We start from the raw sequence: 21,751 nt of genomic DNA, 5'->3' as shown, positions 1-21,751 counted from the left end.
ACAGGCGACTGGGAAGGCGATACGGTCGCTGGCAGGCAGGGCGGCGCATGCCTCGTCACCCAGGTCGACAGGATGAGCGGATGCCCTGTCGGCGGCAAGGCCGCCAGGAAGGCCCATGCCGAGGCCAGCGGGGCCACGGAGAGGGCGCTCGAGGGAGAGGCCGTCCATACCGTCGCTCCCGGCAGGGGCAAGGAGTTCTCGGATGCAGAGGGCCTCCAGGAGGCGCTGGGAGCGCCGGCCTACTTCTGCCATCCCCACCATCCATGGGAGCGGGGCACCAACGAGAACACCAATGGCCTTCTCAGGGACTGGTTCCCGAAGGGCGAGAGCCTCGACGATGTCAGCGACAGCGAGGTGCAGGAGGCATACGATTCACTCAACCGGAGACCACGCAAGCGTCTCAAGTGGAAGTGCCCCTGGGAGGTCTACCACCACCAGTCGTTGCACTTGCTCTGAGGATTCGCCATGAATTTGCGGAATATACGACCTTATCCTCGTGGATGAGGGACAGGATTTCGCTGGGTACGATTACGACCTTTTACTGGCGCTGATGGGGTCTTGCAAGAACATGACGATTGTTGGCGACCCAAGGCAGCAAACCTATCGCACCAACAACGGACAGATCAACTCAGGCTATTCGAACGTCTTCGAGTTCTTTGACCAGAGGTCCTCATTCCCCATAGACACTACTTCATTGTCTGTGTCATATAGATGCTCAAATGACATCATCAGTCTTGCCAACAAGCTGTTTCCCGAGTTGCCGAAGGTTGTGGCGACCAAGGAAAGCGACGATATTAGCGGAGGACAAGTCCTCAAGGTGAAGAGGTCGGACTTCGAAACGTGGGTCCAGTCCCGCAACTCTACTCCCACTATCCTCCGATATGATAAACGCACCAATGTTCCTGACGGTTATCGAGTAATGAACATGGGAGAATCCAAAGGGCTCACGCTTGGCGATGTTTCCATCATCCCTACGTCAGACATGCGAAAATGGATTACAGGCAAGCCAGTCAATCTTAGTAATGGTGCACGTGCAAAGCTGTACGTCGCAATAACCCGCGCAAGTGGCGATCTCATATTCCTGCTCTAGATGCCCTTCTAATCGCCTTGCTATCTCTTATGTCTCACTTTGCTCATACATGTAAGAAAGGCATTTGCTCCGCATCATCATGAAGGCAGGTGCTTTGACTCTCGGCTTGGATATTCGGACCGAGCAATCACGGCAAGCAGAGATGACTGCCGTGAGTACGGTTCCCTTGCCGTCTGCCACACCAATTGGCGTGTCCATTACAGTCAGAGCTAGCCCCCCAGTTGAAGAACCAGATGTCGCGCTCCAGGGCCCCGTAGCACCCATGGACGAGTTAGTTCATACGTGTAGCGCTCTTCGGCGCAGGCTGCCTCTCTATTAGCTCTTCATTAAGATGGCGTCCGATAGCCAGGTTTCCCAACGTCGTACGGATGACGCCAGCAGGAGCGAGTCTTTCCCTCCCCGCCGTCGCTAGGTGTTCCTGACGGCGGGGAGGGCGGCCGCGGGAGGGCTTGGCTGCGGCCGTGGCGGCAGGAAAGGGACGACCGCCCGGGTTTCCCCGAGCGGCCGCCTTCCTGCCGTGAGCGGTGTCTGTGCTATGACGTCCTAGGTCACTCCTCCCTCTCCGCCCACTGCCAGGCGCCGATGAGGTGGCGGAGCTTCGCCTGGCGCTCTCCCGTCACGACGATGGAGACCACATCGTGGCGTATCGCGTCCACGTCGCCGTGGTCCGCGAGGTAGAGCAGGCACGCACGCCTCATTATCGCGAACTCGGCGGCTCCCACGTTGAGCTCGGGCATCCTGGCCGAGCCCTCCTCATAGCCGGAGATGACGGCTATGAGCACCGTCTCGTCGCCGTCCGTGGCCACGATTGGCGCGTCCTCGCAGTCGCAGGACCAGCCGTCGCCCGCGTGGACCTCGTATCCCCTGTGGGCGAGGTAGTCCCTCACGATGCCCTCGCACGTGGCGACGAGACTCTCCTCGGTCACTGCTGCGGCGCTCTCTGTCTTCTCGGTCATGGTGACCCCCCTAGGACGTGGGAAGGCCCTTTGCCCTCCCTCGCCCAACGAGCGGCAAGGCCCGCGTGGCGGGGCGGCGCGCCCTTGCGGGCGTGGCGCGGCGCCGACCAGTCGCGCGGGCCGCCGGGGAGCGGGAAGAGGTGCTTGCTCCCTGTGCCAGCGTCTTGGGCGAGGGAGGGCTTGGAGGTGTCGGCGCGGAAGTGCGGCGAGCTTCTACACCGACCCGGCGCGGGGGCGACCCCCGCTGCCGCGCCGGCCGGGCGCTTTCGACGACCGCGAGGATAGGGGATGCCGACGATGTCCCCGGCGCAGCGGATGTCGGAAGGGCACATCCGGCCCGATGTCCCCGCGCTCCCGCAGGAGCGTGGGGACCGACTTGCAACTCACGCAGCGCCTAGCCCGCACGGTGAGGATGACCCTACCGCGCAGGGAAGCCGCCTCCCGCATGGGAGTGCGCCTCGGTCGCCTCGGCGAGCTCCCTTACCAAACGCCCCAGGAAGCACATCGCGGCGTCCGCAGCGCCACTTGGCGCCGAAGAGAGGTCGACGTTCTCCAGGATTGCCGAGATGCCCTTCTCCGCGAACGCGACCTCTTCGAGGTCCGCGTTGCCGTCGGCATCGTAGATCCACTTCATCGTCCCGACTCCATGTCTCGTGTCCATGTGTTTTGGTGGCTATGCCAGTGATGCCTTCGAGCAAAAATTAGGCGGAGGCGCTCGTGCGTCCCCGCCACATAAAACCCTATCGGGTTTTGCGATCTGCGTCCATTCTATCCAACCGGGATTGGCGGCCAATCGGGTTCGTGGTCTGGGCGTCGCCGTGCTAACGGTGGCGGTGTGCTCGCATTCTGGGGCCGGCAACTGGTATTGAAGGACTGGGTCGCCTGCGACTTCCCGCTACCGTGCGGCATCGATGCGGGCGACGAGCCCGTTGGCCCACTCGATGGCCTCCGCGAGGTCCTGCAGCACGCCGAGCCCCTCCGCCTGGGCGGCGTAGAGCTCGTCCCAGCCCTCTCCGGAGACGACCCTGGGCGGCCATTGCTGGGCCTTCCGGTAGGCGAAGAGCCTCACGCAGACCCGCCTCGTGCGCGCCAGGTCCACGTCGGCGTTGCCCATGATGAGCTGGAGGTCAACGAGGTCGCGCACACGGTCGCCGCCGCTCGTGAGCCCGTGGAGCTTCTGGGCCACCTGGTAGCAGAGGTCCATGAGGGCCACGTCCCCGACGGCGGGGAACCCGAGCCTCCCGAGGGCGTCCGAGGCCTCGGCCTGGCTGGTCGCGTCGGCCCGCTCGGCGTCGCCGATCTCGTCGAACCCCACCTCGAGGGGCACCGTGCACCAGGGCCTTCCCAGGTAGGAGAGCTTCACGTCGAAGGGGCGCATCACGTACTCGCCGGGGATGCCCGGTGGCGTGGCGGGCTCGCGGCGCACGACGCGGCCGGTGAAGCCCTCCCATCCGGCGGCGAGCGCCTCGGACAGCCTCGCCGCGTACTCGTCCGGGTCGCTCGCCGTGGCGGTGTCGAGGTCGGTCGTGTAGCGCGTGGCCTCGGACCCGAAGCGCATCCTGACTGCGCTTCCGCCCTTCACGACCCCGTCGGGCAGCATCTGTGCCACTATCGCGTTCGCCACGAGGGTGCGCATGCGCACGTAGCCGTCGGCGGTGCCGCCGGAGGCCCTCCTGATGGCGTCGTCCAGGTGCCTCATGCTGTTCGGGCGCCTAGGCATGGGCGCCCACCTCCCCCTCGATCTCTGCGAGCTCGGCCGGCGTGACGTAGCCCCTCCGCTCCGCCTCGCGCGCCGCGTCGACGGCGCGGGAGGGCCCCAAGGTCCTCGCCGCCTCGCGGATCGCGTCGGCAGCCTCCTGGCAGGCTATGCCCTCGTACCAGGTGACCCTGTCCGGGTGCCTCCGCCAGACGAGCCTCACGCCCTCGCCGAGGCTGCGCCTGGTCCTCCTGGGCGTCGCCACCCAGATGGCGCGCGGGTCGGTGGGGCAGAGCCCGAGGAGCGCCACCACGGACTCGCCGTAGAGGTAGGCGCCCTCGCCCGCGGCCCTCACGGCGATCGCGTAGGGGGACTGCTCCTGGTAGGGCCACACGGGCACTCGGTAGACGCCCCTGGCCACGCGCTCGAGCCTCCCTCGCGCCGCGTACTGCACCACCTCCGCGTCGGAGGCGCCGAGCGCCCTCGCGTCCGCGGACGTCACGAGGCCGTAGTCGTCGGCCGCCCCGTATATGTCATCTATCTTAGCCATGGCAATAGTATAGCGAAGACACTCTACATATGACACATTCTCAATCGCACGCTCCATAATGCGATCCTCCAAAGTCGCCATCGGCGTTCCGTTCGCCCCAGGGTGTGCATCCGCACGCGCCGCGGCAACCGGACTCGCTTCCGCCCCGAATCCGCTTCCGATGCTTCGATGGGTGCCGTCTGCACCCCGTTCCTACGAGAGCCCCGCGGACATGATCCTGCCCATGAGGTCCATGCCGGCCTTCTTGCTGTCTGCGAGCGCGTCGGCGTAGACGTTCAAGGTCATCGCCGCGTTGGAGTGGCCGAGGATGGCGCTCACGGTCTTCACGTCCACGCCGGAGCCGATCGCCATCGTCGCGAAGGTGTGCCTGAGGTCGTGGAACCTCGGCGGCTCGCCCTGGGAGCCAACGAGCCTCGCAACCCTCACGAACGCCCTCCACTCCTGCCCCAGCGCCATGGGGCTCTTCCAGGCGCCGGTGACGGCGCTGCCCACGACGAAGAGCCCCTCGTCCCAGTCGAGGCCCATCGCCTCGCGCTCGCCGTGCATGGCGCGCGCCCTCGCCTCAAGCACGCGGGCGAGCTCGTCGCCGTAGGGGATGGTCCTGGCCGAGCTCCTGGTCTTCGGCGTGGAGAGCGCGAAGGTGCCGCTCGCCCTCGTGAGCGCGTGCGAGACCCGGATCTTGCGCGACACGCGGTCGACGTCCTGCCACCTGAGGGCGCATATCTCGCCCTGCCTCATCCCCGTCATGAGCGCGAGGAGCACGGCCGTGGAGAACGGGTCGGCGACGCTCCCGAGCGTCTGGTTGAGCTGCCGGACGCTCGTGGCGTCGAGGGAGTTTATCGGCTTCGTGGGCCTCTTGGGAGCGTCGACGAGGTCGAAGGGGTTCGACGGGATGTCGCCCAGCCTGCGCGCCCTGATGAAGGCCGTCTTCAGCAGCACGTGGGTGTGGGAGACGGTGTTGCCGCCGTATCCGTCCTGCACCATGTCGCGCTCGAACTCCTGGATCTGCCTCGCGGTGACCTGCCCCACGGGGGTCTTGCCGAGCTCCGTGCCCAGCAGGTGCTTCGCGTACCAGCGGTAGCCGTCCGCCGTGGAGGCGAGGATGTTGCCGGTGGACTCCTTCATGTCTATGTAGTCGAGGACGTAGCGGTAGACAGGCGTCTCGCAGGAGACGGTACCGGAGAGCTCCTCGTCCTTTCGGACCTCCTCGTCGCGCCACTCCCTGAGGAAGTCCTCGGCGGCGCCCTTCCCGCGGTTGTCCCTGGTGACCTTCCCGGTCTTCCTGCTCACCCTGTCGGGATAGCAGGCGACGGGGGTGTTTCGCGTCATCCTCCTCTGCCTGCCGTCCTCGTCCTGCCAGCTGATCGCGGCCCTCCAGTGGCCGGACCTCTCGTCCTTGAAGACGAACCCGTTGCTCAGATTCCTCGGCATCGTGCCCCCATCAACGTTTGAACCTTTGATGCGCCCGCCCGCGGCCGTCGCAGTACGTGCAGTACGTGGATAGTACGTGGCGTACTATTTGCGTACTGCGGACGACTTTACATGACGGGGGCTGTGGTCGCCTCATGTTCGTCAAGGTCAGCAAATGCCCAGTTAAACAGCACAATTTGTGGAAGTGGTGTCCTCTGGTGTCTATTGACATTCATCAAGGATTGCGCCCTGGGGGTCAAGGGGTCGCTGGTTCGAATCCAGTCCACCCGACCAGAAAAGCGCAGGTCGGACGGGGTGTTTCCCGCCCGACTTTTTATTTAATTAACTTTTCAACCATCCAAAAGCATCTTTGCCAGACTGCCTGAACGCCGCCCATCACCGCCATAGGGCTGCCTAACAAACTTTGATAAACATTAATAATTGGAGGGCTTTCCTCGTTTGCTCGCTGACTTGCGCGAGAGAGCTACGGTCCTACCTCCTCCCGAGCCTTGTTCCCGACACGATCCACCCAAGAGAGACGAGAAGCGAAGCGTTGATGAGCTGAATGGCCACAAGCGCCTCGAACCCAATTGCGCCGGCCTTCACGTAGGCTGCCGTCGAGGCGATGAGCACTGCGTGCATCAAGACGCCGCCGATGAGAAGCGACGCGACCAGGGCCGCGACAGGAAACCTTTCTTGGTCGCTTCCGATTGAGTGAGAGAGGATCCAGATGGGGAGCGGGAGGAAAAGGCACACGCTTGTCAGGGCTCCAGCGGTATAGGTTCCCGCAATCCAAAGGATCGCGTGCATAAGGCCGTTCACGAAAAGCGAGCTCGCCAGGACGAGGGATGCCATCGGCCTCCTTCTCCCCATAGAGGCAAGAAGGGGGAAGGCAATCCTCAAAATGCGCATAGCATCCGGATCAATCTCTTCTTGCGGTTCTGAGCCGGCAGAATAGAACTCGTATCCCTCGAATGCGCCGTATTTCGCAAGCGCCTCCGCGATTTGGCTGCGGCAGGCATTTTGCGTGCAGATGAACGCCACATTCTTTTTCGTCATGCCAGAACCATCCCCGCAGCTCCCCTCGTTCGGTCACAAGTGCTTGTCTGCAATTGATTCTATTGAATCCCAACCTGAATCAGTAAAGTGCGCTCAACTCGGCAGCGTCGAAGCTTCCCCTCCTCTGTGCGATGCTGTCCCATCGCTCGCCTCATGGCCTTGGGCCCGCATGGCTTCGGCGCGCACGGAGCTGAAGAATGAGCGATACTTCTCCTTCTCGCTGTCAAGGCAGGCGACGTAGTAGGTCGTCGTCATCTCGGGGTCGCTTATCGGCACGGCAACGCGGCCCCTCTGCTCGAACCCGTCGATGATCATGGCGTCGGAGTTGAACATTGCGATGGTGGAAGACTCTGCAAGTTCGTCCATCGCGTCCATGCTGTCTTGAATCAGAAGGTTGGACTTGGGTATCGCCCTCTCGCAGACTTTAAGCCAGAACCCTATGTGGCGGTGCGCGACGATGCGCATGCCAGAGATCTCTTTGAGCGTGACGCTCTGCCTCCGGGCAAGAGGGTGGCTCTCCGGAACATACAGGCAGATGGATTCCCGCACGTAGCGTTGATAGAATATTCCGGCCTCCTTGGGCTTCTCGTGCAAGATGGCAAGCTGGTCCGTGCGATTTCTCAGGCCTTGCAGGAGGACGTCGTCAGAATCCCTCATCTCTGTGATTACTGACTTGTCCGGGAACAGCATCTGGAGGACGGGAATGAGCCTTGCGATGGGCATGGGTGCGCAGGAGCCCAGGACGATTGACCTGAGGCTCCTCTCCTTTTGCGCCATCTGGTCCAGCATCTCTCGCTCGTCGCTCAGTATCCTTGACGCATAGCGAGCGGCAATCTCTCCCGTCTCGGTCAGGGTCATCCTCTTGCCGTCGCGGCTGAACAGAGACATGCCGGTCTCTGCCTCAAGCTTCTTCATCGAATGGGAAAGCGCCGGCTGCGATATGTGCAGCTCCTCGCTGGCCTTGGTCAGCGTTCCGTTGTGGGCGAAAGCGTCTAGCTGCTCAAGCAGATAAATCTCGATCATCGTTTTTCCTATATTACTGGCGTTTATAGTCTTATGACCAAATTGAATTGTACATAACTCGAGCAAACACCTAAATTTCTACGTGCGTGCAACAAGAGAAACAACATATGCATCAGTTATTAGTTAGGAGCATGACGCATGGCTAGAAAAGACCTCGGCGCGAGGCCGTACCTGTTCCCTCAGCCAGTATTGATTCTTGGCACGTATGACGAGGACGGGACGCCCAACGCCATGAACGCGGCGTGGGGCGGCGTCGTCGGCGCTGACGAGATCATGATCGACCTCTCCGAGCACAAGACGACGGACAACATCGTCCGGAACAAGGAATTCACTGTCAGCATGGGCACGGCAGAGCATCTGAAGTCCTGCGACTACGTCGGCATGGTCTCCGGCAAAAAGGAGCCCGGTAAGGTCAAGAGGGCGGGGTTTACCGTCGCAAAGAGCGAGAAGGTCAACGCCCCGATCATCAACGAGCTTCCGGTGACCCTGGAGTGCAAGCTTGAGGACGTCATCGGCGGCAGCAAGTACCTCGCCAAGATCGTCAACGTAAGCGTGGACGAGTCGGTGCTTGGCTCGGACGGCGACGTTTCTCTCGACCTGTTCCACCCTATCACCTACGAGACGGCTCACCACAGCTACTACTCTCTTGGCAAGAAAGAAGGAGACGCTTTCCACGATGGGGCAGAGCTGAAGTAGCGCGAGGATGGCCATGAGCAAAACACTGGTGCTTTATTTTTCGGTCTATGGCACGGCAAAGAAGACCGCAGAGGAAATCGCAAGGCAGACGGGAGCGGACCTTCAGGAAATCGTCCCTAAGGAGCCGTACGACTCGAACAGGGACCACTACAGCCAGCTTGCCAGCCGCGCCAAGAGCGAGCACGACAAGGGCATGCGCCCTGAGATCAAGAACGCAATCGACATCACTGGCTACGACACCATCTTCATCGGCTACCCGATGTGGTGGTACACGTTCCCGATGATCATCTACACGCTGTTCGACCAGCTGGACTTCTCGGGCAAGACCATCATCCCCTTCAACACCCATATGGGCTCGGGCGATGGCGGCACTTACAAGACCATCAGCGAGCTTGAGCCGAACGCCGAGGTCAAAGAGGGGCTTCCCATCGAGATGTCAGAGGCCGAGAAGGGCAGCCCGGAGAAGGTTCGGGCGTGGCTCAACAAGGTTTTCAACTAGTAGAAAGGTCATGAGCGATGACGGAACAGAAGGTCGTATTTGTCAACCATAAGCTGAGCCTTCGCATGACGGGAATCCTGAGGCTTCCTTACAACTTTGACCTCAGCAAGAATTACCCGGCAATCGTGGTCGCTGGTCCCATGCTCTCCATCAAGGAGCAGGCTCAGAGCACCTATGCGAAGCAGCTTACCAAGGCGGGATACGTCACCCTCGTCTACGATGGCGCGTACTTCGGCGAAAGCGAGGGCGCCCCAAGGCAGCTCGAGTCACCTTCCGTCAAGGAGACCGACATCGAGAGCGCCGTGGACTACCTCGCCTCCCTCCCCTATGTCGATAAGGACAGGATTGGCGGCGTCGGCATCTGTGGCGGTGGCTCATACATGTCAGTCGCAGGCGTGAGGGAGCCGCGCTTCAAGGCGATAGCAGCCGTGGTGCCTGCCATCTCCGACATCTCCAAGTCGCCGATGATGGGGTTCTTCCGCCCGGCAGAAGAGGTCGAGGCCGAGAAGAAGGCATACGAGGAGGGCAAGGGGGAGGTGACCTACCTCAACTTCATGCCCAGGGCATTCGACGAGGGCGCCGCCTACTACTACACCTCCAGGGGCAACCGTAGGGGCTACAGCAACAAGGCGGTCTCCTGGAGCCAGCTTGAGCTGGTAGCCTACAACGTTCCCGCCATCATGAAGGACATGAGGAAGCCCTACCTTGTCGTGACTGGCGAGAACGCCTGGAGCAGGCCGGCGTCCGAGGAGGTCTTTGCCGCCGTGCCAGACGGCGACAAGAAGATCGTCGTCATCCCCGAGGCCGGCCACTTTGACCTGTATGACCTTGCGCCGTTCATGGACGACGCCGCAGACGAGCTGGTCTCCTTCTTTGCTGACAAGCTGTAACGGGTCGATTCTCTCTTCTCTCCGCCACAAGAGAACGCTGAAAGGGCTAGGGCGGCGAAACCATCGCGCCGAAGCTTGTCTCTGTTCGCTGACGAGAAAGGAGAGCCGTGGGAGACCATGGCCCTCCTTTCTCATCAGAAGCAGAATCGCGGCGCGCCTGCCAGCCTCTACCTCAGCATCGCTGCGATGATGGCTGACTCTATCCCGATGACGACAAGCGGGGCGCATCCATCGAGAAACGACGCCATGCCGTCCAGTCGGTAGTACATGACGTAGCAGACCATGCTCACGACAAATCCTGCCACGGTGAGCGCAGCCACGGCCATGGCGTTGCCGCCCATGCCGCACGCGGCAAGCGCGCTGGCGACGGACGCCTCGAGCGCGGCCCAGGCCACAATCAGCACCAGCTCCGTCGTCGGCTGGCGATCGAACCCCCTGACGGTTATGAAGTAGAGCGCAACGTATGCCAGGACGGCAGCTCCCCAGAGCGCATAGCCGGGAATCGTTGCCGGAAGCTCCCCCAGAGCGGTCTCAATCTTGATGACGGAGGCAAGGCCAAACGCAACGGCGCCCAAGATGCACGCGATGCCGAAGCCGCGCTCTAGCCCCGCCGGCCTTGCGTCGCGCGGATGGAAGAACACCCACCACCAGACCAAATACAGCACCGTGCACAGTGCGAGCAGGACGTGGCCTCGCGCCAGACCCGCAACCCCTCCTTCATAGTTGCTCATCGAGTCGGTTCCTCCCCTCGTGTCGTCTGCATACAAGAATAAGGCAGGCTGGAACATTTCCAGCCTGCCTGCTGTCGAGGGTATTGTCTTTCGGCCAGCCCGCTTGCAAGGGCTCCTGCCGCTTAAGCCTTGTCTGCGACCTTGGAATTCAGGACGAAGTATGCGATTGCCCAAGAGAGACCCGCCACAATGACGTCACAGAAGAAGTCGACGTAGTTGAGTCCGTTGTTCATCATTATCAATGAGGCAATTAGCACGCCCAATGGAAAGATGCCCACCGAGCCCGCGCACGAGAACAGGATGATTGTAAGAAGAACCACGGCGACCCAATAGAACGTGACCATTGAGCTCGTTAGGGGGAACAGGGCCTGCAGGACGTTCGAGAGGATGAGAAATATCGGGATTCCCACGACAAACGAGGAAAGGGCCGGATGCTTCTTGAAGAACTTTGCTCTCTTCTTCCTCTTTTCTTCAGCCCTTTCTTGCGCTTCGTGCTCCGCCTGTTGCTGAGCAAGCTCCTCCTCTTTTTCCTTATTCCGCTTGTACAAGGCGAGGCTTTTTTGCAGATTGCCGGCATTCTTAATGGTGTACTCGAGGTTGCTGATTTCAGCAGAATCCCTATTGACCTGCTTCGAAACTGAATCTAGCTCGCTCAACGTTGCCTTGAGCTGATTGTTCAGCTGACTCTGCCTGCTCTTAAGGTCGTCACGCTCCTTCAAGGCAGCATTTCGCTCGTTGCGCATCTTGCTTGGGTCGTCGGCCATAGCCTTGACCTTGCCCTTTTGCGCTTGAAGCGCATTGAGCCGCTTGCGCGCCGCCTCTGCCGAGCTATTTTCTGTCTTGATGCTGGTATCAAGCTTTTGGTTGTTCGTATTATGTTGGTCGACGATTGCTTGCGCTGCCTCGTACTTCTCTTTCTGCCTGTTGTAGTCCGCCAGCGCAGCGTCATACTCAGACTTCGCCTGATCATACTGCTCTTGGAAGGGAGCGAACTTCTCGGTTTGCAGGTCAAGCTCGCTCGTCGCCTTGGTTGCCTCTTCAAGGGCTATGCGAACCGCGCGCTCAAGGTCGTTGACCTGATTCTCGCGAATCTTGCGCTGGGCATTGGACAGGCTCTTGTCATTCTTGAGCTTCCTTTTTATGGCATCGAGAAGATCGGAAGCCTGCTTGTAGGCAGCTTCCTTTTCGTCATTGGTCTTCTTCAGGAGGTCATATTTCTTCTTCTCGGCCGAGTAGCCTTGCTTTGCCTGGTTCATCTTGCTCTGCGCCCTGTCGCAGGTCTCGCTCACTGCGTCGAGAATGGCCTTTTCCGTGGCCGCCTCTTCGCGCGCCCGTCGCTGCTCCTCCTTGGCTTCGGGATTAGAGGAAGGCTTTAGGCCTTCCAGTACGGATGCCGCTTGGATGTGGCCGTCAATCGCGTCCTGCTCGGAGCGCATCTTTGACTCAAGCTCTTCGATGTGCGGACCAGGGTTGTTGGCGATCTCCTCGTAGTCGCTCACATTCTTTTCGGAGAGCTTGCCCTTCAAGAGCTTATCTTTGGCCGCTATCTCATTGTTTGTCTTGCCTATCTTGCTTTTCAGGCCATCTGCCTGACTCTTTAGCTGTGCTTTCTTCTTGTTGAGGGAGTCGAGCTCGGGCAGCAGCTCGTCACGCCGCTTTGTTGCGCTGGCAGACGTCTCGTCAATTTCTGACTCTTCGACAACTGCGCCACAGTTCGGGCATTCGACGCAGCTGAAATCAATCTCTTGTCCGCAGGATTTGCAAACCCTCTTCATGGCAATCCCCTCATACTTGCTTAAAGCTGTCATAAACGCATTCTAACGCCAGCTGACCTTGCGGCTCCTTTTGATAAAGTGAATGCGTGATTCCTATGGTAAGGAGCGCGCGACATGAATTCCTTGGATTCCCTGAATTACCTCCAGAGTTCGCTGGCCCATCTTCGAGACGCGTCGACATCGCTCAACTCAGTGCTCTCTGTCTCGTGCGACGGCTGGGATGATGGGCAGTTTGAAAGCGTGAACGTAAACATGTCCCCCATCGCATCGCAGTCCCGCAAGATTTATAGCGACGCGGCTCCAATCATTACGAGCCTGCGCAAGTTTCAGTCTCTGCTTCGGGAGTACTAGCTATGGCACAGGTGCGAGTTTCTATAGCCTCTCTCGATTCTGTGCGTTCTGGCATTCAGGACTATGCGGAAGCGATTGAGCAGGCCTCGAGCGAGATCCGTCATGCCGCCAACTTGGCAATAGACGAGATGGCCCAGAAGATCTCTGACCAAAAGGACCATGTCGCAATGCTTACGACATCGCACGACGAGTGCATGGCGAGCATTGAGGATGACAAGAACCGCATGGCAGACGACCAAGCGCGGTACAACCGTGCGAGAAGCCAGTACGAGCGGTATGCCGCGGCCGCGCACAACGCACAAAGCCAGCAGGAGGCCCGAGACTACGCCTCCACAGCCAATGGATATGCGGCCGAAGCTAATAACATTGCCAGTGACATCAGGCTCCTGAGCAGCCAGATTGCCTCGCTGAAGCAGGAGGCGCATGAGATTGAGGGCTTGCTTACCTATGAGCTTGGTAGGCTTTCGGACCTTGAGTCGCTACAGGAGTTCCTGCTGCCGCGCCTCGATACCCTCAAGATTGACGCAGACCAGCTCTTGATGGTGTCCACAGAGCACACCGACGCCTGCATCTTGGGAATTGGCAGCCTCATCAACGCAGCGGATAACTACCTTAACCAGAACCTATAGCAGGAGAAGACCAGAATCCGCCCGGCTTTGCTGGTCCAGAAGAGAGAGGACAATACCATGCGAAACGTCTCCGTTAGGAGAGATGCTGTCGTTCGCTCGATAGAGCTGGTCAGGGCAGTCGAGGCCAACTATCGCGACGTGGGCAGGCTGCTTGAGAACGAGAAGAACAGCGCAGGTCAGAACTGGAACGATGACAAGTTCCGTCAGTATGCGCAGATAGTCGACAGCTGCTCGGGAGCGCTCAACCAGCCCCTCGCCGACCTGAAGAACTGCGAGCAAACCCTCCGTCGCCTGCTCGCAAGCATTGACGCTTACCAGTCGACGAGGCTTTAGGAGAGAACCATGTTCGATATCAACTCCAATCCCGCAACAATTCGAAATTGCGCGAAGACGGTCCGTAACACCATCAACGAGATCGAAGACACCTCAAGCCTCATCGAGCGCACCATCAAGTCATCTGCCGACTGGAGCGACGAGAAGGGCGACGAGTATCGCGAGATCATGCATCGCATCGACGACCTTGTGAAGCAGCCGCTCGACACGCTGACCTATTCCGCGCCGCAGCTCGACAGGCTCGCCGACGCGCTCGACGACTACCTGAACACTCGTTTCTAGCTTCCGTTCTAGTTCGGAGATGATTTGACTCATGGGCAAGGGTGGCTCACGGCAGAAGCCTAATGACGTGGACGTTGACAGCCTTCTGAAGAAGTACGGCATCAAAAAGCCGGTGGCTCCGACGACGGATGAAGGAACCAAGCAAGATTCCCAGCCGACTAACAAAGATGCCGCTTCAAGCGGGAGCATCCCGACAAGGAAGGTCCTCACTTGGACCGAATACCATGACGTCGTTATGGACTATGTGCGCAGGCTCGGCGAGCTCCGGCAATCTTATGTGCAGAGCAGCGATTACTTCGTGAAGGCGCGCGCGCACGCAAAGTCCCAAAACACCGCCAACAGAAACGTTGTCCTGAGCAATCTTGAAAAGCGGGAGAAAAAGAAGCAAGGGCAGATTCTCAGGGCGGTCGAGACCAAGACGAGGGGGACCTTTTCTCAAGCCCTCATGGAAAAGCTCAAGGAGTCCTTGGCGGCCTTCTCGACGGAGGCGCATTGCAGCCAAGTCGATGACGTCGATGGCCTGGCATGCCTTCTTGTGGCAACGATCAGCTATAAGTCGTGGGGACCTGTATTCCAGAAGGCGACTGAACTCTGCCCTGAGGTCTTCAGCGCAAAGGAGAAGCAGCTCAAGCTCCCCGTTGGGATTTTCTTCCAGGATGGCGCCTTTGCCATCAACGTCTCTGGCGGCCTTCCAAAAAAAGGCGTGGACATTGTGACCGCCACGGTTGTTTCCGCCGTTGCTCGTCTGGGCTCGAAGGGGCTGCGCATATGCGTCGTGCAGCCCGAAGCGCCCAAGGACGGCGCGTCGACAGCCATTCTGAACTCTCTTTCGCAGTTGAGGCAGGCGGCTCCAACCATGTTCATCTGGGGCAAGCAAGGCGATGAGGGAGCTCGCGCCGCGCTGACGCAGACCAAAGGCTACCTGAACTCGGGCAAGGGCCGTGCCATTGTTGTGGCGTTTGGGCTGGATGCCGGCGGGTCAGCAAAGACCAGGGCCGCGATTAAGGAGCTCTCCTCTCGTTCGAAGCAGAAGGACTGCCTTCTCTTGGCGCCCATTGTCGGCAAGACCGACGTTCTCAACGGTGCCGTTGCGAGCTGCTGGGAAATATCGGCCGGTCCCACCCCGTCTTGGGACCGCGCTTCGCTTTCGTATGAGTGCATGTTCGCTTCGCAGGGGACGCTTTTGGCAGCGATGTCTCGATGCCAGAGCCGCCTTGAGCTTTCCGGCGGCAAGGGGCGCGTTCTCCCGCAGGCAATCATCGACTTCGTGTCCCAAGAGCCAGAGGGCGACCCTGACAGCCCCGAGGCCGTCGCACGCTTCCGCAGCTGCGTGGATGGCGCGGTAAGCCTCGCGCGCACCGGTGACTTTCTCCCAGCCAATGAGTTTTCCGGCAAGGTCTGCCTTGCTGACGCGTTCTTGCCCCTGTACGACTTTGAGTCTCAGCCGAGCTTTGACACGTTGAAGCTCGCGTTCAACCGGAAAGACGGAAAGCATCAGGACCGCATTGGCATTCCGCTCGAGGCTGACCTTCGCCGTCCGCAAAACTTCCTCGTGACCTACAAGCAGGGCAGCCAAGAAAGCGCCCTCTCCTTTGTCCAAGAGCTCACCTGGCAGTTCATCCGGCAGATTCCCCCGACGCTTCTGCACGTTAAGGTCGTCGACGTTCGCCAGGGCGGCAGCTGCGCGGGCATGCTTCTTCTCAACGGCAAGACCCAGACGCTTTTCAACAGCGGAAGCGCCACTGACAACGTGACTAAGCCTCGCGACTTTGACACCATGGTCTCTGAGGTCCGTGACCAGGTGGACGATGTGATTCGCGACCGCACGCGCGCCGAGGGCTGCCTGGTCGACTACAACCTCGAGCATCCAGAGAACGCGATGCCGCTTACGCTCGTGGTGGTCAATGGCGCCGAGGACCTGCTGCGCCCGGGCGACCCGCTTTATGCAAACTTCTGCAACCTCATGAGCCGCGGCTACCAGGGCGGCGTCTATGTGGTCATGAGTGCCGAGGAGCACTATGCCTTCGACCATGCCACCCAGCTGGACGAGCTTTCCGCGGCCACGTTCCTTGTGGACGAGAATGGCGTGAGCCTGAGCCCGTCGGGTCTCTCTGTCCTGCCGCTCGAGACGCCGGCGCTCCCCCAAAGCGATGCCGACGCAAATGCGTACCTGAGCGCATATCGCGACGAGGCCAAGCGCAGGGCCGCAAAGGGCCTGGACTTCTCGGCGATTGCGGGCGATACGCTCTTTGACCGAAGCTCGTTGGATGGCCTGGACATTCCCATTGGCATTGGGGAGAACGGCCAGCAAATAGAGATACACCTGAACAAGGACGTCCCGCATGGCATCATCTGCGGCAACACGGGCTCGGGCAAGTCAACCTTGCTGCATACCATGATCTTGAGCGCCATCAGCCACTACTCCCCCGACGAGCTGCAGCTTTACCTGCTCGACTTCAAGCAGGGCAACGAGTTCGGTCCGGTCTACGCTAACCCTGCATACCCGCTGCCGCACATGCGCCTCGTCGCCGTGAGCGCCCTCCCCGAGTTTGGCGAGAGCGTGCTCAAGGAGCTGTGCGACGAGATGGATCGGCGCTCCCTGCTCTTCAACCAGCTGGCCGATTCCAAGGTCAACGCGCTGAGCGCCTATCGCCGTGAGACTAGGCGCAAGATGCCGCGCATCCTAGTGGTCATCGACGAGGCCGAAGTGCTCTTCAAGATGTCCGCGAACGACGAGGTTGCCAAGAACTGCAACAGGTACCTGGGAATGCTCGCGAAGCAGGGCAGGTCGTACGGAATACATCTGGTCCTCTCCTCTCAGAACTTCATCAGCTCGCCGGGCGTTGCCGACGCAATCAGCCAGATGGCCGTCCGCATCGGCCTTAAGAACAGCGAGGACAACCAGGCGCAGCTCTTTGGCGTCTCGAAGAAGTACGATGCGCTGAAGGCGTTCGGCACCGACTCTGCCAAGGGCGTCGCCGTCATGACCAACGACGTGCACAGCTCCATGGCTCCGTTTAGGTTCCGCGTCTCGTTCTGCAATCCCGAGAACGGCGACCGAGACCGGGTGCTCGAGAAGATTTCGAAGGAAAGCAAGCAGAGGGGCTTTGAGTACACGTCAGACAAGAACAGGGTCTTCAACGTCTCCGAGCCTTGCAAGCTTTCCGATGTCGCAGATGCCGTCCTGAGTTCCGCCCATAAGCAGCGGCTTGACGCAATCGGGCAGGTGGTCGTTCCGCTCGGCGAGCCCATCCGAATGGCTGACGACATCGCAATCAAGTTTGACTCGGGCATGGACAGCAACATGCTCGCCATGGTGGATAGGCGCGAGAGCGACTTTGCCCTGACCGAGCTTCTGGCGGACGCCGTGCTCTTCAACAGGAAGGCCAACATGCTCTACGTCGACCTTCCTGCATTTACGGGAAACGAGACCGACAGTGACGCACAGGCGCTCTCGACGCTTGAGGGCGTCTCGTGCGGGCGCGTGCGCGTTACGAGAAACGAGGCTGAGGCGCTCGCTGGAATCCATTGCGTCTTTGATGAGTATCAGCGAAGGCTTGCGGTGATGGACGAGGGCGGCATAGCATCGCTTGGCGACATCATCATCGTTTTCAGGCGTGCCGCGAAGCGAGGGTTCTTCGAGCGCTTGGTTGGCGGGAAGGTCACAAAGCCCGGGGCGCGTGTTTCTCGTGAGAAGCCGGATGCTGGCGTAGGCGGCGCAGGCGCAGAAGATGCGAGCGCAAACGATGAAGGCGGTTACAAGGGTGACCCCCACACGTTCGACTTCTTCGGCGATGTGGCGGACAAGCTGGACGACCTTCTCGCGCCCTCTGGTGACGATAGCGCGCAGGATGTTGGCGAAGTTGGTGGAGAGGCTGACTCTTTGGCTGGAGAACCTGGCGAGTCCGGCGAGCCCGAGGCTCTTGTCTTGGACAAGCTTCCTGAGGACCCCTATGCGCTTGAATGGGAAGGCGAGCTTTCCGAAGGGGCTCCGGGCGCAAGCAAGCAGCTTGCCGAATTGGTTCACGAAGGCTCGCAGTGCCGCGTCTTCGTGGTCATAACGGCTCAGTCAGCGTCGGCGGAGTTCTACAGCTTCTTGGACGAGCGAAACATGGCCGGAGACCTCACCCAGCGCGTCGTGAGGGGGCTTTCGGCGTTCGACGGTCGTCGCGTCCTGGGCTCCGAGGTCCCCACCGACTCCATGAACGCAAACGTCGTCTACTTCAAGGGCAGAAATGCGGCGGACCTCTCCGTTTCGTGCCAGATTAAGCCCTACCTCCCCCTTTCCGAAGAAGAGCTCCTCTCATGGCGCAAGAGGACCGAGGTCCCCACGGCCGCTGATGCGCAAGACGCTCCGCGATTCAACAGAGTGCGTGTTGCTGCCGTTGCCTCAGGGCGAGCGGTGCCGGAAGCCAAGAAAGATGAAGCTGCGATTGCCGATGCGGGTGCCCCAATTGAGCGCGAGCATCATTCAATCTTTGACTCAGACCTCTTCAACGACCCTGCAGGGCTCTTCTCGACCAAGAGCTATGAAGTGGACAACGAGCTTGAAGACGAGTTCTCTCCCGAGAACGTGGCGGCTGCTGCAGCGACGGAGCTTGCGCCACAGGCGCAGGCGAACTTCGTGCCGGCCCAGCCGACAGCGGCCCCAGCGCCTGTGGTTGCTCCCGCTCAGGTCCCCCCTGCCGCAGGGTTTGTCGTCGAGCTCGGCGAGCTTCAGGGTGGGGCTGGCGCCGCTCGGCTTTCCGTTGGCCCTCGAGACCTTGCCGCGGTTGCGGCCTGTGGCGGCACCTCTGAAGCGCGTGGCTCCCTCTGCTCTTCGCTTGAGGAGAAGATTGAGCAGGAGCTTGGGGCGAAGCCGCAGGTTGTTGAGGTCGACGCCACCTCGGATGCACTTGCTGCGGCATATTCTGGGCTTGTCGAGCGGCAGGAGGCCTTTGCCTCTTCAGAGGCATACGACTACTGGGACCTCCGTGACCGGCTGGACGACGGCGAAGAGATGCCTGAGTTTGAGGTTCTCGTCTTGAAGGGCGCGCTTGACGCCGTCCAGAGTGACGACGAGATTCTGAAGCAGGTCGTCGCCATCCTAAGGGGTGCAGGCGCGGCAGGCTGCCTCGCCATCCTTACGGGCAGCAGCTCTGTGCTTCAGGTGCCTGCGGGCGCGTCCCTCATGCGATGGGTGCGCCGCGTGGTCAACTTGGACATCGCGCAGTTCAGCGGAAACGGGCTCTTCTTTGAGGACTTCTCCACCAAGCCTGGCGAGCCGGTGCTCTTCAGGCTGTAGGTGCCTTGGCACGCCGTGACTTCTGATGCGGGCCCCCTCTTTTTGATCGCAAGGGGACCCGCATCCTGTTGTCTCAACCTGGTTTTTATGCGTAACGCCTTTGAAGCGGGAGAAGGCTTGCTATTGGATGCCAAGAGCGAACGTGTCCATCTGACATCGCCAGATTCTGCATAATCTTATTCAAAAATATACTTTTACATTTCGCTCCAATACGGCGAGGCATGCACTACCATTCATCACCGAGGAGGGGGCGTGCAAACCAACAGCACGCCTGTTGACGCATGAAGAATTACTTCGACGTTAAGGGGAAGAACGCAATCGTAACCGGCGCCTCGTCGGGCTTGGGCAGGCAGTTCGCCCTCTGCCTGGCCGAGCAGGGTGCCAACGTGGCCATCGCCGCGCGCCGCGTCGAGCGCCTTGAGGAGGTCAAGAAGCAGATCGAGGCGTACGGCGTCAAGTGCGTCGTGTGCCCCTGCGACGTGACAGACAGCTCCCAGATAAAGGCCGCAGTCGACAAGACCATCGCCGAGTTCGGTTCCATCGACATCCTGATCAACAATGCTGCCGCGGGCTTCTCGACGCCTGCTCTCGAGTGCGACGACGAGACCTGGGAGCGCACTATGAAGACCAACGTCGATGGCGTGTTCTACTTCTGCCGCGAGGTCGGTCGCCACATGGTCGAGCGTGGCTACGGCAAGATCGTGAACATCGGCTCGTTCCACTGCATGGTCACCATGAACGGCGTGCCACGCTCCGGCTACTCCACCGCCAAGGGAGCCGTGCTCATGATGTCGAAGGCACTGGCCGCCGAGTGGGCAAAGAGCGGCGTCACTGTGAACGTGCTTGGACCCGGCTACTTCGAGAGCGAGATGGCCGCGAAGGTCACCAATGCTGCCTACGACGAGGGCATCAAGCGCGGCTGCCCCATGGGCCGTCGCGGCAAGCCCGGCGAGCTCAACGGCGCTATGCTCTTCCTTGCTTCTGACGCCTCCAGCTATGTCACCGGTCAGCTCCTGCTTGTCGACGGCGGCTGGACCATCGTCTAGCTCCTCCCCTAAGAAACTGAAGGACTGTGCGTTTCGAGGTGAGGAATGAAAAAGGTTTCCCTAAAGATTGACGGCCGCTTCTACTACGGCTGGATCATGATGATTTGCGGCTTCATGTCGATGTTCATCTGCTATGTCATCAAGGTGAACTGCCAGTCGCTGTTCTACACGCCTATCTGCGACGACCTCGGCGTAAGCAAGACGGCCTATATCCAGACCAACACGATCATGACCGTCACGATGATGATCGGGTCGCTGTTCATCGGCAAGCTGTACAAGAAGTACAAGTTCAAATACGTGCTGAGCGCGTGCGTGGCCATCACCAGCATCTGCTATCTGCTGATGAGCCGGGCAACCTCTCTTTGGCAGCTGTACCTGCTCGCTGCCATCCAGGGCTTTGGCTGGTGCGGCGCAACCAACCTTCCTGCAACCATCCTCATGGGCAACTGGTTTGGCCCCAAGGTCAAGGGCACCGCGCTCTCTCTTGCAATGCTGGGCTCCGGCGCGGGCGCACTTGTCTGGGTGCGAGTGGTGAACTCCGCCATTGTGTCCGGTGGATGGCGCTACGGGTACCTGGTGATGGCGGGCATCAACGCAATCATGATTCCCATTGCGCTGCTTCTTGTTGTTGCCACGCCGTCCGAGAAGGGTTTCGATCACCGTATCGGAGACCCCGAGCCCGGAGAGGTGAGCGGCCAGGAGGTTGGCGAAAAGGCTGGCATTACGGCATCTCAGGCGCTTCATACCGCCCGATGGTGGCTGCAGTGGCTGGCTGGCATGATTACGATGATTGGCGCCGCCGCGTTTAGCGCGCAGTTTGTAGCACACTATACCGAGATCACCGGCTCGTCCGACCAAGCGGCTGCGCTGTATTCAACGGTGCTCGGCACGCTCATCATCGGCAAGTTCTTGGTTGGCGTCATTTCCGACGTTATCAGCATTCGTCGCATGGCCGTTATTGTGCCGCTGTTCTACGCTGCGGTCTTCGTCTGCATGACGCTGTCCTCGCAGAACATGATGTTTGCCTACATCATGATGCCGCTCTACATGATTGGCGGAGCGCTCCCGTCCACCGTTCCGTTCCTGATTACGGCGCGCAACTTTGGCGACAAAGAGTACGGCGTCCTTAGCGGATGGATGAACATTGCGGGAAACGTGGGCCAGATCGTCGGTCCCACCGTGGCAGCGTTGATCTTCGATGTGACGGGCACCTATAACAACGCATGGATCGTTTTCGCGTTCCTAATGATTGTTGTCTCCGTGCTGTATGGACTTTCTAGCAAGGTGAGCCAGAAGCAAATCGAGTCGATGGGCTACACCCCTCGTTAGCGCCCTGGCGCGTAACGACCTTAAAAAGAAGGCGGACCGGGTTCCCCGGTCCGCCTTCTTTGGCATCCTTTGCGCTGAACCGCCCCTAATGCGACAGACTGCCCCCTTCTTGCGCCGAACTC

The 21,751-nt window shown here is 60.2% G+C and carries 21 protein-coding genes; 12 read left to right on the top strand and 9 right to left on the bottom strand.

All coding sequences use genetic code 11. The features are described from left to right. Both ACOYJL_RS08155 and ACOYJL_RS08150 read left to right on the top strand, forming a co-directional pair. Window positions 1-456 (top strand): IS30 family transposase (locus ACOYJL_RS08155; RefSeq protein WP_433569729.1); only part of this gene is annotated, 456 nt, incomplete at its 5' end. Window positions 457-469: 13 nt separating this feature from the next. Next, on the top strand, window positions 470-1,090 hold the full coding sequence (locus ACOYJL_RS08150; RefSeq protein WP_433569730.1) for a UvrD-helicase domain-containing protein: 621 nt from the start codon (window positions 470-472) through the stop codon (window positions 1,088-1,090). A gap of 548 nt (window positions 1,091-1,638) precedes the next feature. Here ACOYJL_RS08150 and ACOYJL_RS08145 read toward each other — a convergent pair. The 7 genes from ACOYJL_RS08145 to ACOYJL_RS08115 all read right to left on the bottom strand — a co-directional run bounded on the left by ACOYJL_RS08145 (window position 1,639) and on the right by ACOYJL_RS08115 (window position 7,784). Next, a complete protein-coding gene (locus tag ACOYJL_RS08145) occupies window positions 1,639-2,046 on the bottom strand; it encodes a hypothetical protein (protein ID WP_433569728.1) in 408 nt (135 codons plus the stop codon). 418 nt (window positions 2,047-2,464) lie between these two features. Beyond that, a complete protein-coding gene (locus ACOYJL_RS08140) occupies window positions 2,465-2,680 on the bottom strand; it encodes a hypothetical protein (RefSeq protein ID WP_433569727.1) in 216 nt (71 codons plus the stop codon). Window positions 2,681-2,941: 261 nt separating this feature from the next. Then, complete coding sequence (locus ACOYJL_RS08135; protein WP_433569726.1) at window positions 2,942-3,745, bottom strand: nucleotidyl transferase AbiEii/AbiGii toxin family protein; 804 nt, start codon at window positions 3,743-3,745, stop codon at window positions 2,942-2,944. 13 nt (window positions 3,746-3,758) lie between these two features. Beyond that, window positions 3,759-4,349, bottom strand: a complete 591-nt coding sequence (locus ACOYJL_RS08130) for a type IV toxin-antitoxin system AbiEi family antitoxin domain-containing protein (RefSeq protein ID WP_433569725.1) — start codon at window positions 4,347-4,349, stop codon at window positions 3,759-3,761. A 135-nt stretch (window positions 4,350-4,484) separates the two neighbouring features. After that, entirely contained in the window at window positions 4,485-5,723 is a 1,239-nt protein-coding gene (locus ACOYJL_RS08125) for a tyrosine-type recombinase/integrase (RefSeq protein ID WP_433569724.1), read from the bottom strand. A 471-nt stretch (window positions 5,724-6,194) separates the two neighbouring features. After that, entirely contained in the window at window positions 6,195-6,761 is a 567-nt protein-coding gene (locus ACOYJL_RS08120) for an HXXEE domain-containing protein (protein ID WP_433569723.1), read from the bottom strand. Between the two features lie 93 nt (window positions 6,762-6,854). After that, window positions 6,855-7,784, bottom strand: a complete 930-nt coding sequence (locus ACOYJL_RS08115) for a LysR family transcriptional regulator (protein ID WP_433569722.1) — start codon at window positions 7,782-7,784, stop codon at window positions 6,855-6,857. 138 nt (window positions 7,785-7,922) lie between these two features. On the opposite strand from ACOYJL_RS08115, the gene ACOYJL_RS08110 reads away from it, so the two are divergent. Genes ACOYJL_RS08110 through ACOYJL_RS08100 form a run of 3 tightly spaced genes read left to right on the top strand, consistent with a single transcriptional unit; the run spans window position 7,923 to window position 9,869 of the window. Then, window positions 7,923-8,480, top strand: coding sequence for a flavin reductase family protein (locus tag ACOYJL_RS08110; protein ID WP_433569721.1), 558 nt, complete (start codon window positions 7,923-7,925; stop codon window positions 8,478-8,480). A 13-nt stretch (window positions 8,481-8,493) separates the two neighbouring features. Next, window positions 8,494-8,979: a flavodoxin gene (locus ACOYJL_RS08105; protein ID WP_433569720.1), complete on the top strand. Its 486-nt coding sequence runs from the start codon at window positions 8,494-8,496 to the stop codon at window positions 8,977-8,979. 17 nt (window positions 8,980-8,996) lie between these two features. Next, a complete protein-coding gene (locus tag ACOYJL_RS08100; RefSeq protein ID WP_433569719.1) occupies window positions 8,997-9,869 on the top strand; it encodes an alpha/beta hydrolase in 873 nt (290 codons plus the stop codon). Between the two features lie 167 nt (window positions 9,870-10,036). On the opposite strand, the gene ACOYJL_RS08095 is transcribed toward ACOYJL_RS08100, so the two are convergent. Then, a complete protein-coding gene (locus tag ACOYJL_RS08095) occupies window positions 10,037-10,600 on the bottom strand; it encodes a hypothetical protein (protein ID WP_433569718.1) in 564 nt (187 codons plus the stop codon). A 122-nt stretch (window positions 10,601-10,722) separates the two neighbouring features. After that, the gene (locus ACOYJL_RS08090) at window positions 10,723-12,375 is read right to left on the bottom strand and encodes a hypothetical protein (protein ID WP_433569717.1); all 1,653 of its coding nucleotides are present in this window, start codon (window positions 12,373-12,375) and stop codon (window positions 10,723-10,725) included. A gap of 114 nt (window positions 12,376-12,489) precedes the next feature. Between ACOYJL_RS08090 and ACOYJL_RS08085 the strand changes: the two genes are divergently transcribed. From ACOYJL_RS08085 to ACOYJL_RS08055, 7 genes are all read left to right on the top strand, one after another. Beyond that, entirely contained in the window at window positions 12,490-12,726 is a 237-nt protein-coding gene (locus tag ACOYJL_RS08085) for a hypothetical protein (RefSeq protein WP_433569716.1), read from the top strand. A 2-nt stretch (window positions 12,727-12,728) separates the two neighbouring features. Beyond that, window positions 12,729-13,355 carry a hypothetical protein gene (locus ACOYJL_RS08080; protein ID WP_433569715.1) on the top strand — a complete coding sequence of 209 codons (627 nt, stop codon included), beginning with the start codon at window positions 12,729-12,731 and terminating at the stop codon, window positions 13,353-13,355. Window positions 13,356-13,412: 57 nt separating this feature from the next. Next, a complete protein-coding gene (locus ACOYJL_RS08075; RefSeq protein WP_433569714.1) occupies window positions 13,413-13,688 on the top strand; it encodes a hypothetical protein in 276 nt (91 codons plus the stop codon). A gap of 9 nt (window positions 13,689-13,697) precedes the next feature. Next, complete coding sequence (locus ACOYJL_RS08070; protein WP_433569713.1) at window positions 13,698-13,970, top strand: hypothetical protein; 273 nt, start codon at window positions 13,698-13,700, stop codon at window positions 13,968-13,970. A gap of 31 nt (window positions 13,971-14,001) precedes the next feature. Then, a complete protein-coding gene (locus tag ACOYJL_RS08065; protein WP_433569712.1) occupies window positions 14,002-19,254 on the top strand; it encodes an FtsK/SpoIIIE domain-containing protein in 5,253 nt (1,750 codons plus the stop codon). Between the two features lie 281 nt (window positions 19,255-19,535). Beyond that, window positions 19,536-20,300, top strand: coding sequence for an SDR family NAD(P)-dependent oxidoreductase (locus tag ACOYJL_RS08060; protein WP_433569711.1), 765 nt, complete (start codon window positions 19,536-19,538; stop codon window positions 20,298-20,300). A gap of 45 nt (window positions 20,301-20,345) precedes the next feature. Beyond that, window positions 20,346-21,629 carry an MFS transporter gene (locus ACOYJL_RS08055; RefSeq protein ID WP_433569710.1) on the top strand — a complete coding sequence of 428 codons (1,284 nt, stop codon included), beginning with the start codon at window positions 20,346-20,348 and terminating at the stop codon, window positions 21,627-21,629. Window positions 21,630-21,751: the final 122 nt, after the last annotated feature.

The organism is Tractidigestivibacter sp., from assembly GCF_050946515.1.
Lineage (GTDB): Bacteria > Actinomycetota > Coriobacteriia > Coriobacteriales > Atopobiaceae > Tractidigestivibacter.
Note: the sequence above shows the minus strand (reverse complement) of the source record. Positions and strands in the feature narration are given on the sequence as shown.